Source organism: Streptomyces sp. NPDC059679 (genome assembly GCF_042734105.1).
GTDB lineage: Bacteria > Actinomycetota > Actinomycetes > Streptomycetales > Streptomycetaceae > Streptomyces.
In genome coordinates, this window is sequence record NZ_JBHWES010000005.1 from 199886 (window position 1) to 212797 (window position 12912).

At 73.6% G+C, this 12912-nt stretch carries 12 protein-coding genes; 2 read left to right on the plus strand and 10 right to left on the minus strand.

Annotation, left to right across the window (positions count from 1 at the left end):
* Positions 1-104: 104 nt before the first annotated feature.
* From ACFV2X_RS08840 to ACFV2X_RS08855, 4 genes are all read right to left on the minus strand, one after another.
* On the minus strand, positions 105-998 hold the full coding sequence (locus ACFV2X_RS08840) for a right-handed parallel beta-helix repeat-containing protein (RefSeq protein ID WP_385613289.1): 894 nt from the start codon (positions 996-998) through the stop codon (positions 105-107).
* A gap of 130 nt (positions 999-1128) precedes the next feature.
* Positions 1129-2061 (minus strand): D-alanyl-D-alanine carboxypeptidase family protein, encoded by a 933-nt coding sequence (locus tag ACFV2X_RS08845; RefSeq protein WP_385613291.1) that lies wholly within the window; start codon positions 2059-2061, stop codon positions 1129-1131.
* 76 nt (positions 2062-2137) lie between these two features.
* Entirely contained in the window at positions 2138-2791 is a 654-nt protein-coding gene (locus ACFV2X_RS08850; protein WP_385613293.1) for an HAD family hydrolase, read from the minus strand.
* Positions 2792-3035: 244 nt separating this feature from the next.
* The gene (locus tag ACFV2X_RS08855; RefSeq protein WP_385613295.1) at positions 3036-3584 is read right to left on the minus strand and encodes an Lrp/AsnC family transcriptional regulator; all 549 of its coding nucleotides are present in this window, start codon (positions 3582-3584) and stop codon (positions 3036-3038) included.
* Positions 3585-3859: 275 nt separating this feature from the next.
* On the opposite strand from ACFV2X_RS08855, the gene ACFV2X_RS08860 reads away from it, so the two are divergent.
* On the plus strand, positions 3860-5368 hold the full coding sequence (locus tag ACFV2X_RS08860; protein ID WP_385613479.1) for an FUSC family protein: 1509 nt from the start codon (positions 3860-3862) through the stop codon (positions 5366-5368).
* A gap of 98 nt (positions 5369-5466) precedes the next feature.
* On the plus strand, positions 5467-6528 hold the full coding sequence (locus tag ACFV2X_RS08865; RefSeq protein WP_385613298.1) for a lactonase family protein: 1062 nt from the start codon (positions 5467-5469) through the stop codon (positions 6526-6528).
* Positions 6529-6641: 113 nt separating this feature from the next.
* Here ACFV2X_RS08865 and ACFV2X_RS08870 read toward each other — a convergent pair whose 3' ends face one another.
* From ACFV2X_RS08870 to ACFV2X_RS08895, 6 genes are all read right to left on the minus strand, one after another.
* A complete protein-coding gene (locus ACFV2X_RS08870) occupies positions 6642-7643 on the minus strand; it encodes a hypothetical protein (protein ID WP_385613301.1) in 1002 nt (333 codons plus the stop codon).
* A gap of 140 nt (positions 7644-7783) precedes the next feature.
* The gene (locus ACFV2X_RS08875) at positions 7784-8995 is read right to left on the minus strand and encodes an N-acetylglucosamine kinase (RefSeq protein ID WP_385613303.1); all 1212 of its coding nucleotides are present in this window, start codon (positions 8993-8995) and stop codon (positions 7784-7786) included.
* Between the two features lie 3 nt (positions 8996-8998).
* Positions 8999-9814 (minus strand): phospholipid scramblase-related protein, encoded by an 816-nt coding sequence (locus tag ACFV2X_RS08880; protein ID WP_014174656.1) that lies wholly within the window; start codon positions 9812-9814, stop codon positions 8999-9001.
* Between the two features lie 39 nt (positions 9815-9853).
* Positions 9854-10531: a uracil-DNA glycosylase gene (locus ACFV2X_RS08885; protein WP_089510105.1), complete on the minus strand. Its 678-nt coding sequence runs from the start codon at positions 10529-10531 to the stop codon at positions 9854-9856.
* 64 nt (positions 10532-10595) lie between these two features.
* On the minus strand, positions 10596-11681 hold the full coding sequence (locus ACFV2X_RS08890; protein WP_385613305.1) for a WD40/YVTN/BNR-like repeat-containing protein: 1086 nt from the start codon (positions 11679-11681) through the stop codon (positions 10596-10598).
* 100 nt (positions 11682-11781) lie between these two features.
* Complete coding sequence (locus tag ACFV2X_RS08895) at positions 11782-12879, minus strand: NADH:flavin oxidoreductase/NADH oxidase (RefSeq protein ID WP_385613307.1); 1098 nt, start codon at positions 12877-12879, stop codon at positions 11782-11784.
* Positions 12880-12912 lie beyond the last annotated feature (33 nt).

A 12912-nucleotide genomic window follows, 5' to 3' on the forward strand; every position in this document is an offset into this window, starting at 1 on the left:
GGGGGGGGGGGGGGGGGGGGGGGTTGGGGGGGGGGGGGGGGGGGGGCCCGCGCCCCCCCCTCCGCCCGGCCCCCCCCGCCGCCTGCCCCCTTCCCCCCTGGCTGTTACGGCTCTCCGCCGGGCTCCGGGCCCTCGTAGCCCGGCCGGGACGAGGCGTCGACACCGACCTCGTAGCGGATACCGGCGTGCAGCCTGTTGCCGCTGACATGAGCTCCGGTGGAGTGGATGGCGAGCCCGATGGCGTGGTGAGTGGGCGCGGCGAAGGTGTTCTTGGTGATGGTCACGTTCTGGACGTCTTCGAACATCAGGGCCTGCGAAGCGCGCAGCGTCTCGCAGAAGTTGTCCTTGATGACGAAGTCCGAGGTGGTGCCCCGCCCGTCGCCCTCGCCGTCATTGGGCCCCTCGGCCATCAGGCACATGTTGTCGACCTGTTCGCAGCGGTTGCCCTCGATGCGCACCCGGTGGCTGGGCGGGGTGTCGCTGGCGAACGTCTGCATGCAGTCGGCGTGGCGGCCGCCGCTGTTGTCGGTGTCGCGCACCGCGTTGTGCGCGATGGTCAGATCGTCGCCGAAGAAGCGGATGCCGTCGCCGTCCCCGCCCTGCGGGCGGATCACGGTGGTGTTCCGCAGTGTGATCCGGTCGCCGGTCAGCACGACCCCCGGCGCCTGGGGACGGACCGCCCGGAAGCCCTCGACGACCACGTCGTCGGCCTCGACCGTGATCCCCTTCACGGAGTCCCCGCCGCCGGAGTACACGATCGGGTGGCGTGGCGTGCCGCCCTTGGTGATGACCAGCCGGCGCCGGGAGAGGTCGCCGTCGAAGCAGACCACATCGCCCGGCCGCGCCGAGCGCGCCGCGTCGGCGGGTCCGGTGGCGTGCCGGGTGCAGCGCGGGGCCGCGTCCGACCGGGCGGACGCCGTCAGAGCGGTCAGCGTGATCAGAAGCGCGAGAACCGAGATCGCGAGAAAGCCCACGACGTGTTTCCAGGTGATCCGCATGCCGGTCACCGTAGACAGCCGGGGTGGGGACCGGTCCCCACCCCGGCGCATGGCGAACGACGCGACGCCCCGCCCGGAACCGGTCCGGACGGGGCGTCACGCGCTCACGAGCGCTGGAGGACTGAGCGGATCAGTCCTGCTGCGCGCCCTTGGGGAGCTGGCGCCACTTCACCGTGGTGCTGGAGTTGAACGCCCAGTCGAGCATCTTCTTGGCGTCCGGGTACCGCTTCGGGGCGTTGAGAATCACGCCCACCACCGTCCGCCCGTTGCGCTTGGCGGCGAAGACGAGGCACCTGCCGGGCGCGGTACCGGTGCCCGTCTTGATGCCGATCGCGCCGCTGTACGAACCCAGCAGCCGGTTGGTGTTGTTCCAGGAGTACGTCCTCGTCCTGCCGTTGGCCGCCGGCGCCTTCTGAACGGTGTCGACGGACTTGACGACCGTGGAGAGGGTGGAGTTGCCGAGCGCATGCCGGGCGAGCTTGGCCATGTCGCGGGGCGTGGTGTAGTTCTGCCCCCCGTACGAGATGCCGTCGAAGGTGTCGTAGTGGGTCTTGGTCATCCCCAGCGCGGACGCCTTCTTGTTCATCTGGGAGATGAACGACTTGGTGCGCTTGGCCGTGGTGTCGCCGGTGCCGAACGTGTCGGCGAGCGCCATGGCCGCGTCGCAGCCGGACGGCAGCATCAGGGCGTACAGCATCTGCTTGACGGTGAGCTTGTCGCCCTTCTTCAGGTCCGCCTTGCTGCCGCCGACCCGTGCGACGTAGTCGATGTACGACTGCTTGACGGTGACCTTCTTGCTGAGGTTCAGCCCCCGGGAGTCAAGCACCACGACCGCGGTCATGAGCTTGGTGGTGCTGGCCATCGGCCGCTTGGTGTCGGCGGCCTTGGCCCACAGCTGTTTGTTGGCGGTGTTGTCCAGCAGATAAGCGCCCTTGGCGCTGATCCCCGACGGACCGCCGGCGGCCTGCGCGCTCGATACCGGCAGCGCGACCGATACGGCCGCCGCGGATGCGATGACGGCCGCTCCCCAGCGACGCACCGCCGTTCCCCCTAATCTCCTCATATGCCCTCCATCTTCTAGGAATTTCGCGGGCGAGCGCATCATTCCATCGGGTGACGGAGGGACGGAAATCGGGGCGTCAGTTCGATTGTGCGACCCAGTCGTAGGCGATTTGTGCGTCGAACTCCCGCTGGCCGCCCGCGAAGACCAGCCCGGCCGAGGCGAACGCGGCGCCGTCCTGGCCCTCGCTCTCGTCGCTCCCGGGCCGCTGGCCGTCCGGAACGTAGGGCACCGCGATACAGCGCATCCCGGCCCGGCGCGCCGCCTCGACCCCGGGCGCGGAGTCCTCCACCACCCCACACTCGGCCGGAGCGGCGCCCAGCAGGCGCGCGGCCTCCAGGAAGACGTCCGGCTCCGGCTTGCCGCGGCCGACCTCCTCCGCCGAGACGCGCACGGTCAGCAGCGAGCCCAGCCCGGTGGCCTCCAGCGCGGCGTCGATCGCGGTGCGGGAGGACCCGGACGCGACGGCGAGGGGGTGCCCGGCGGTGTGCAGCCGCTCCATGAACGCCCGCATCTGGGGGAAGGCCGTGGCGGAGGTGCCCACCAGCTCCAGGTAGTGGTGGTTCTTGACGGCCAGCAGCTCGTCCACGGGCGCGTCGATGCCGTACTCGGCGCGCAGGGTCTCCAGGGTCTCGCGGGTGCCGATCCCGATGAAGCGGGTGTGCTGCTCCCAGGTGAAGCCGGTGACCCCGTACCGCTCGAGGGTCAGCCGCCCCGCCCTCCCCTTTTTCAAGTGCTCGGTTCGCCTCCGGGGCGCTACAGCCCCTGTCGACGGTCGACCGTGCTCGGCCCTTCGTTCCTCAGGGCCTCCGCGCGCTCTCCCTTTCGACAGCGGCGCGCCCCTTCGGCTCACTCGCTGGGGTAGTGCGGCTCGCTGTCCACGAGCGTGCCGTCCAGGTCGAAGAGCACCGCGGGGGTGCGGGAGGCGCGGGGCGTGGTGCGGGACGTCATGGGCACCAGCATGCCAAGCGGGGCGGTCAGCCCTCCCGGCGGGCTCGCGCCGCCCGGTCCCGTCCGGTCGGGGCCGCCGCCCGTTCCTGCCTGGCCGTGGCCGCCGCCCGCCCCACCGCCTCGACCAGCGGCAGCACCCGGTGGGCCACCCGCTCGCGCAGCGCCATCTCGGTGCGGGTGCGGACCACGCCCGGCAGCTGGATGAGCCGCTGGACGACGTCCTCCAGATGCTCGTTGTCCCGCGCCACGACCCGGGTCAGCAGATCCCCGGCACCGGTGATCGAGAACGCCTCGATGATCTCGGGCACCTCGGCGAGCGCGTCGCCGACGTCGTCCAGATGGCCCTGGGTGACCTCGATGTGGACGAATGCCAGCACCGGATGGCCGAGGGCTGCCGGGGACACGCTCGGCCCATAGGCGGTGATCACCCCGTCGCGCTCCAGGCGGTCGAGCCGCGCCTGTACGGTGCCGCGCGCGACGCCCAGGACCCGGGCGTACTCGCGCACGCTGGTGCGCGGCTGCTCCAGGAGCAGCCGCAGGATCTTCGCGTCCAGCGCGTCCACCGCTGCCGCCATGGGCGGGCGTCCTTTCTCCGGGGTCCACCACGCTGCGGCGATCTTACGGCGGGGCAGCCTGACGCCCGTAGTCCATTGGCCCGCCCCTGGCCGGTGAAACACGCCCCAGGCTGTACCAATGGCCCAGCGATTTCCGGGTCTGTTGAGCCAGCGGCGCGACCATGCTGTGATGACACCGTCGATGGCGCTGCGGATTCCGCGGCGCCTTTTTCATGTACGGGCTGTACGGGCGTCAGGGGAGCGGGGAAGCGGTGCTGAAGAGGGCGTTCGCAGGGGTGTTTGTGGCCGCGGACCCGGGGCGGCTGCGGCTGCGCACCTCGGCGCGCGCCGTCCTCGGCATCGGCCTGGCCGTGGCCGCTGTGGTGGCGTCCGGTCTGCCGCTGTCCGCCGCGATCGCGGGCGGACTCGCGGCGCTGCTCGCGCTGTTCACCGTCGCCGATCCCACGGTGCGGGGGCAGGCGGTCACGACCGCGCTGCTCCCGGTCGTCGGCCTGCCGGTGCTCGCTCTGGCCACCGCGCTGCACGGGCGGCCGCTGGCGCGTGACGCGGCCTTTCTCGCGGTCGTCTTCTGCGGGGTCGCCGCCCGGCGCCGTGGGCCGCGGGGCAACGCGCTCGGCATCTTCGCCTTCATGATGTTCTTCGCCACCCAGTTCCTGCACGCGGTGCCCGGCGAACTGCCGCAGCTGGTGGCGGCGGTGCTGCTCGCGCCGGCCGTGGCGGCCGGTGTGCGGTTCGGCGTCTGGCGCATTGAGCGCGGCTCCCTGCCGCCCGCCGCCGCACCGACGCCCTTGCCGGCCGGGCGGGGGCCGGCTCACCCAGCCACCCGGCAGGCCGTCCAGGCGGTCGCCGCCTGCGGCTTCGCGCTCGCCGTCGGGCAGGCCGTCTCCGGAGAGCGCTGGTACTGGGCCGTCGGCACCGCCTGGTGGATCTTCGTCAACACCGCCTCGCGCGGCGAGACGCTGGTCCGCGGCTTCCGCCGGATCCTCGGCACGGTGTGCGGCATCGCGGCCGGGCTGCTGATCGCCGTACCGCTGCACGGCGCGCCCGTGCCCACCGCCGCCCTCGTCGCCGGCTGCGTCTTCGGCATCTTCTACGCCGCGCCGCTCTCCTACAGCTGGATGATGTTCTTCGTGACGCTGATGGCCGGACTGCTGTACGGGCTCCTCGGCGTGCTCCACCCGGGGCTGCTGGCGCTGCGCCTGGAGCAGACCGTCATCGGCGCCCTCGGCGCGGCCCTCGCCGTCACGGCAGTCCTGCCGGTCACCACGCACGCCGCGACCGACGCCTGGATCAGGCGCGCCCTGCACTGCGTACGGGAGTGCGCCGCCGAGTCCGCCCGGCGGCTCGCGGGCGACCCGGCCGCCGACCCCGCGCCCCGGGTGGCCGAACTCGAAGCGGTGCTGGTCAGGCTGCGGATGTCGATCGCCCCGCTGCTGCACCCGCTCAGCCCGCTGCGCGCCCGTAAGTCCCGGGCCCGGCAGGTCATGGTGGCCCTCGACGACTGCGCCCGGCAGGTACGCGGCCTCGCCGAGGTCGCCGCCGACCCGGACGCCTCCCACGACGCCCGGCTGAACGCCGCCTGTCTGCGAGTCGAGGCCGCGGTGGGGCGCCTGGTGAACCCCGCCGCCCGCCCCGCCGCCGAACCCACCGCGCCCGGAGCCGAGCCGCACCACCACCCGGGCGCGGAGCGCGCCCTCGCCCACCTCCACGGTCTGGAAGCGGCGCTCGCCGGTCTCGCGGCACCGCTGTACGGCGGCGCGCGGGCGCCGCTCGCGGGGGCGTGACGCGCGCGAGCGGCAGATATCCGGGAGTTGGCCGGGTTGGTCTAGACCGCTGCGTTACCGTCGGGCTGCATCTGTAAAGTCGGCGGAAGGGCAGTGCGGTGAGCACCACAGGCAGTGGACAGCGGGCGTACATCGGGTCGTTCACCTCGGCGGGCGGCGCCGGCGTCACGGTCGCGTCCGTGGACGCGGAGACGGGCGGGCTGGTCGCCCTGCACAGTACGGACGCCGTGCCCAACCCCTCCTACCTCGCGCTCGCCCCCGGCGGCGAAACCCTCTACACGGTGAGCGAGACCGACGATGGCGCGGCCGCCGCCTTCCGTGTCGCGGACCCCACCCGGCCGCCCGTCCCGCTGGGCACCCCCGTACCGGTGCGCGGCGCCGCCCCGACGCACCTCGCGCTCGCCGCCGGGCATCTCCTCACCGCCAACTACGGCTCCGGAAGCGTCACCGCGCTCCCGGTCCGGGACGACGGCGCGCTCGCCGAACCGTCGGGGGTGCTGTACCACGAGGGCAGCGGCCCCGACGCCGTTCGCCAGGAGGGCCCGCACGCGCACGCCGTAGTGCCGGACCCGTCGGGGCGCTGGGTGCTCGCGGTCGACCTGGGGACGGACTCGGTGTGGGTGTACGCGGCGGGTACGGGTGGGGGAGCCGGCGTGGCCTTGCGGGTTCACCGCGAGGCCCGGCTGCGCCCCGGCAGCGGCCCGCGCCACCTCGCCTTCCACCCCCGCGGCGAGCGCGCTTACGTCGTCAACGAACTGGACCCGACGGTCACGGTGTGCCGCTGGGACGCGGCGTCCGGCACCCTCGACCCGCTCGGCGGGGTACGCGTCCTGCCGAGCGGTACGGACGTCCCCAACTTCCCGTCAGAGATCGTCGTCTCGGCGGACGGCCGGTTCGCCTGGGTCGCCAACCGCGGCCACGACAGCGTCGCGACCCTCGCCCTCGACGCGTCCGGCGACACGATGACGCTGGTCACCACCACCCCCTGCGGCGGCCACTGGCCCCGCGACCTGACCCTCGCCCCCTCGGGCCGCCACCTCTACGCCGCGAACGAGCGCTCCGGCGATGTGACCTGGTTCCGGATCGACCCGTCATCGGGCGTCCCGACCCGGATGGGCTCACTCGCCGCCCCGGCGGCCTCGTGCGTGATCTTCGCCTGAGCGGGCGACCCGCCGCCCCGCTGCGCAAGCGACGGCCCAGGGCGTCGTACGGGTAAGCGGGGCGGCGGCCCCGGTGGCGGGGCCGCCATGTACCCGTGCGGCTCAGCGCGGCGTCAGCGCATGGCCGGGTTCGGCTGGAGCTTGATGCCCAGGACCGTCGCGTACTTCGCCAGCACCAGCTTGCCCACGGCCGGGTACGCGCCGAGCGGCTCCGCCGCCGCGCACTCCGCTTCTTCGGCGGCGGCCGCGGGGAGGTCGGCCGCGACCTCGGGACCGATGAGGTAGGGGGCGAGGGCCAGCCGGGTGGAGCCGGCCGTGCGCAGTTGCTCGGCGACGCGGACGACGGCCCCGTCCTCGTCCAGCGCGGCGGCCATCACCGGTATGGCCAGGCGCGCGGAGAGCAGCATGCCGGTGATGCCACCGGCCTGGGCCGCCTCGGCGCCGCCGACCGTGGCGAGGACGATCCCGTCCGCGGCGGTGGCGACCGTGAAGAGGCGGGCGCGGTCGGCGCGGGCGAGGCTCGCCTCCGACAGGCGTACGTGCAGCGCCTCGGCGAGGAGCGGATGCGGGCCGAGGACGTCGGTGAGTTCGGCGGCGGAGCCGCTGTGCTTGACGGCCTGGCGTATCCGGCGCAGCAGCGCGTTGTCCGGCCCGGCGAGCAGCGGCACGACGACGGCGGAGGCGGTCTCGTCGGTGACGGCGGGCTCGGCGGCGGCCGCCGCGGCCGCGCCCTCCTCGCCCAGCGCCTCCGCTTCCGCCTCGGCCTTGGCCTTGGCCGCAGCGGCGGCCCGGCGGGCGCGCTCGCCGCGCTCCTGCGCGGCGCGGGTGAGCACGCCCTCGAGCGCCGGGAAGTCCTCGCTCGCGCCTTCCCCGTCACCGTCGCCGTCCACGTACCCGATCCGGGCGTCGAGGCCGGGCAGCTCGGAGCGGGCGATGCTCAGGACCTCCTCGGCCAGGCTCCGGGTGGCGTCGTCAGGCGAACCCGGGACGGCCAGCACCAGCGGAGGGGCGCCTACAGGGGCGACCACGGGCTCCGGTCGGCGGTGCCGTCCGGGCTGGCGGGGACGCGGCATTCGTACAGGCAGGCCGGACGCGGGCCCAGTGGGGGAGCTCATGGCGCCGCATGTTAGTCGCTTGTTGTGATCGACTGTTCGGGAGGGTGCGACGCGGGGTCTTCTGTCCCTATTTGCCGAGCCGTGTTGTTCGACACTGTTCGCTTTACCGCTGTTTGCCTTGACGCCGTGCGATGGCGGGTTCAGGACTCCGGAGCGACCGAGCCGACGTCCATGACGCGCAACAGCGCCGCGTCCAGCGGCAGGCGCAGCGAGTCCGTGGCGAGCGCCGTGGCGATGCGCACCGCGCCGGCCAGCGGATCCCCGGCCGCCTCGGTCACCCGGGCGTTCGGCAGCCGCTCGGCCAACTGGGCGCGCAGCGGTACGAGCAGGGGCGCGCCCATACGGAAGAGGCCGCCGGTGAGTGCCACCACACGCCCCTCCACATCCGGGCAGACCGCCTCCGCGGCTTGCGCGATGTGCTGTGCGGCGCCCCGCAGGATCGCGGCCGCGACCGGATCCCGCTCCGCGCAGCGCCCGACCTCGGGCGCGAACGAGGCCAGCACGGCGGGCCGGTCGGGGCGCGGATACAGCTTCCCCGGCAGCTCGCCCGCCGGTCCGAAGACCGCTTCCAGACGCGCCAGCAGCGGCTGTGAGCCGCCCTCCCGCCCGTCGTACGCGCGCATCGCCGCTTCGAGTCCGGCCCGGCCGATCCAGGCGCCGCCGCCGCAGTCGCCGAGGAGATGGCCCCAGCCGTCGGCACGGCGCCAGCCGCCGCCCCTGCGGGCACCGGCAGTCGAACGGGCGGTGTTTTCCCCGCCGCCGTCACCGTCCGCGCCGCCCGTGCCGTCCGCGCCGCCCGTGCCGTCCGCGCCGCCCGTCCCGTCCGCGCCGCCCGTGCCGTCCGCGCCCGCCGTATCGCTCGGCAGGGCGCCCAGCGCGATCAGGCCCGTGCCGGCCGCGACCACCGCGCCGGGCCGCTGGCCGAGGGCGCCGGCGTAGGCGGTCACCCCGTCGGCCGCCAGGGCCAGCCGCCGGGTGCCCAGCGAACTCGCCAGCGCGTCCGGCAGCTTGGCGCGCAGATCGTCGCCGAGCGAGGCCATGCCCGCGGCGCCGACGCACACCGCCGCCACCCGGTCCGCCCCCGCCTCGCGCAGCAGTGCGCGGGCGGCGGGGAGCACTCGGGCGAGCAGGCTGTCCGCGTCGATGCCCCGGTCGCCGACCACGGCGGGCGTGGGCACGGACGAGGACCAGGTCAGCCCGCTCGCCGGGCCGTCGCCCCCACCGCCGCCCCGCTCCTCGCCGCCGTCCTCGTCTCCCTCGTACGGGGCGTCCGCGCGGGCGAGCGCGACTCGGACGCCGGAGCCGCCGGAGTCGATGCCGAGTACGAATCCCTGCTCCGTACTGTCGCCCACCGCTCAGCCGAACCCGCGCGCGTCCTGCTTGAGCGCGGTGTCGACGGTCAGTGCGGTGGCCACGACGAGGCTCAGCAGCGGGTCGGGCAGCTGGCGGTGGATCTGCAGGACGTAGTTGTCCGCGGTGGTGAACATCGTCTTCGCCAGACCTTCCCAGGTCTTGGTGATCCGGGCGATCTCGGTGTCGGTGTGGTCGACGATGGCGAAGTTCCAGGCCCGCCAGTTCTCCGCCTTGATGGCGCCGATCTGCTGGCCGTTGACCTGAATGGCGAAGTTGATCTTGCCGATGGCGTTCTGCTGCACGATCTCGCCGACCGGCTGCCCGTCCGGGCGCGTCACGAGCACCTTGGACTTGATGAACTTCGCCGGGCGGGTGAGCACCAGATGCGGCTGCCCCTGGGCATCGCGGATCTCGAGCTTGTGGGTCATGAACTGGTCGAGGCTGGAGACGAACCGAGCCACCTTCTTCAGGGTGCTCTGGCCGACCTGGACCACCGAGCCGATGGTGCGCCCGTGCTGGTCGAAGACGCTGTACTCGTTGGTGAGCTCGATCAGCTTGGCCTTCTGGTTCACCACCAGCACCGGCTCGCTGAAGAGCGTGCCGCCGCCGGCGTGGACCGGGGCGACGCCCGCCTGCTGCTGCACCTGGCGCTGGACCTTGGCCGGGTCGGCGACCGGCGCCTGCTGCTGCGGGACCTGCCCGGGCTGGCCAGGGTGGGTGTGCTCGGTCCACTGCGCGCCGTCCCACCAGCGCAGCAGGTTGGGCGTGCCCTGCGGGTCGGCGTACCAGCCCGCAGGGGTGTTCGGATGTGTCGTCATGGCGGGCAGACTACCCGCCCCTCACCAGGAAGGAAGCCGTCAGGGAAGGCGCCAGTCCACCGGCTGGGCCCCTTGCTGTACCAGGAGGTCATTGGCCCGGCTGAACGGACGTGAGCCGAAGAAGCCGCGGTCGGCGGACATGGGGGAGGGGTGCGCGGATTCGACGGCGGGCAGGCTGCCGAGCAGCGGGCGCACGTTCCGGGCGTCGCGGCCCCACAGGATGGACACCAGGGGGCGGCCACGCGCGGCCAGCGCCCGGATGGCCTGCTCGGTGACCTCTTCCCAGCCCTTGCCGCGGTGCGCGGCGGGCCGGCGCGGCGCGGTGGTCAGCGCCTTGTTGAGCAGCAGCACGCCCTGCGCGGACCACGGGGTCAGATCGCCGTTGGACGGGCGGGGCAGGCCGAGGTCGGTGTGCAGCTCGCGGTAGATGTTCTCCAGGCTGCCGGGCAGCGGGCGCACCTCGGGGGCCACCGAGAAGCTGAGCCCCACGGCGTGGCCGGGCGTCGGATAGGGGTCCTGACCGACGATCAGGACGCGCACCTCGTCGAAGGGCTGCTGGAAGGCGCGCAGCACATTCTGTCCGGCCGGCAGATAGGTGCGCCCCGCCGCTATCTCGGCCCGCAGGAAGTCGCCCATCGCGGCGATGCGTCCTTCGACCGGCTCAAGTGCCTTGGCCCAGCCTGCTTCTACGATTTCGTTCAAGGGTCGTGCAGCCACGTCGCGTCACTCTAGTGGTTCAGCGCGTGGCCGTGCGCCACCTCACCCGGGCAGGTCCCTCAGCTCACCCCACCACCGCCGCCCGTACGCACAGCACGTCCGGAAGGTGCTCGGCGACCAGCCGCCAGCTGTCCCCGTCGTCCGCGCTCGCGTACACCTCGCCGTTGCGGTTGCCGAAGTAGACGCCCGCCGGGTCGGCGTCGTCCGTGCGCAGCGCGTCACGCAGCACCACCCCGTAGTGGTCGGCCTTCGGCAGCCCGGCGGACAGCTCGGACCACGACGCCCCCGCGTCCTCGGTGCGGAAGACCCGGCAGCGGTAGCCGGGCGGATAGCGGTCCGAGCCGTCGCTGATCGGGAACACATAGGCCACGCCGCCGCGCCGGGGGTGGGCGGCGACGGCGAATCCGAAGTCGGCGGGCAGCCCCTTGCCGATCTCCAGCCAGGTCGCCCCGGCGTCGTCGCTGCGGTACACCCCGCCGTGGTTCTGCAGATACAGCCGGTCGGGGTCCGCCGCGTCCGGCGCGATCTTGTGCACGCACTGGCCGAACTCCGGGTACGGATCGGGCAGGAACTCCGCCTTCAGCCCGGTGTTGGACGGGGCCCAGCTCGCCCCGCCGTCCGCGGACCGGTACACCCCGCCCGAGGACACGGCCGCCAGCACCACATCGGCGTCGCGGGGGTCGGTGACGACCGTATGGACCGCCTGCCCGCCGAAGCCCGCGCCCCACTCCGGCCGCTGCGGGTGATCCCACAGGCTCCGTACGAACGCGAAGGTCTCGCCGCCGTCGTCGGACCGGAAGACGGCGCCCGGCTGAGTGCCCGCGTACACCACATCGGGCGCGGCGGGCCCGGCCGGATGCAGCTGCCACACCCGCTCCAGCGAGGTGTCGGTGCCCTCCGGGAACCGCACCGCGGGCGCGGGCGGTTCGTGCCAGGTGCGCCCGAGGTCGTCGGAGCGGAAGACCGACGGACCCCAGTGCGAGCTGTCGGCCCCGGCCAGCAGCCGGGGCACGGCGCGGCGGGTGTCGATGCCGACGGAGTACACCGCCTGCATCGGGAAGTGGGGACCGGTCAGGTCCCAGCCCCCGCCCCCGCGGCGCCCGAGGAACAGCCCCTTGCGGGTGCCGATGGCGAGCAGGACGTCATCCATGGCGCATCACTCCTTGCGATGTGTCCGGCATCACAGAGCCAGCACCTCAGAGTCTGCACCCCACCACTGACAACGGCCCGCTCCCTCACGTCACTCCAGCTCAGACGGCCCGGCCGTACTGCGGCGGGACCGGGGCGACCGCGCCGAGATCACGCGCCGCGTGCCGCGCCCAGTACGGGTCGCGCAGCAGCTCGCGGCCGAGCAGCACGGCGTCCGCCTCGCCGCCCGCGACGATCTTCTCGGCCTGCTCCGGTTCGGTGATCATGCCGACCGCGGCGACCGGAAGCCCGGTCTCGGCCCGGACGCGCGCGGCGAACGGCACCTGGTAGCCCGGGCCGGTCGGGATCCGCGCCCGCGCCGCGTTGCCGCCGGTGGAGACGTCCAGCAGGTCCACTCCATGGGCGCTGAGCTCCCGCGCGAACCGCACGGTGTCGTCGGCGGTCCAGCCCTGGCGTTCGTCGGAGTCGTCCTCGGTCAGCCAGTCGGTCGCCGAGATCCGGAAGAACAGCGGCAGCTCGTCCGGCCACACCGCGCGTACGGCGTCCACGACCTCGAGCGCGAAGCGCGTCCGGTTCTCGAAGGACCCGCCGTACTCGTCGGTGCGGCGGTTGCTGTACGGCGAAAGGAACTCGCCGATCAGATAGCCGTGCGCGCCATGGACCTCGGCGACCTCGAACCCGGCCGCCAGCGCGCGCCGCGCCGCCTCGGCGAACTGGCCCACGATCTGCTGGATCTGCTCGACCGTCAGCTCCTCGGGCACCGGGTGGCCCTCGTCGAACGGCAGCGGGCTGGGCCCGAGCGGCTGCCAGCCGCCCCCGTCCTCGGCCACGGGCCCGCCGCCCAGCCACGGCCGGTCGGTCGATGCCTTGCGTCCGGCATGGGCCAGCTGGATGCCCGGCGTGGTGCCGCGCTCCTTCAGGAACGCGGTGATCCGGCGGAACGCCTCGGTCTGGGTGTCGTTCCACAGGCCCAGGTCGGCGGGGCTGATCCGGCCCTCGGGGCTGACGGCGGTGGCCTCGGTCAGGATCAGACCGGTGCCGCCGACGGCGCGCGAGGTGTAGTGCGAGAAGTGCCAGTCGCCCGCCACGCCCGCGTCCGGGCCGCTGGCCTCGGCGGAGTACTGGCACATGGGGGACATCCAGATCCGGTTGGGAATGGTCAGCGACCGCAGGGTGTAGGGCTCGAACAGCGCACTCACGGCAGGCTCCGTCTCAGGTCTTCGCCAGTGGAT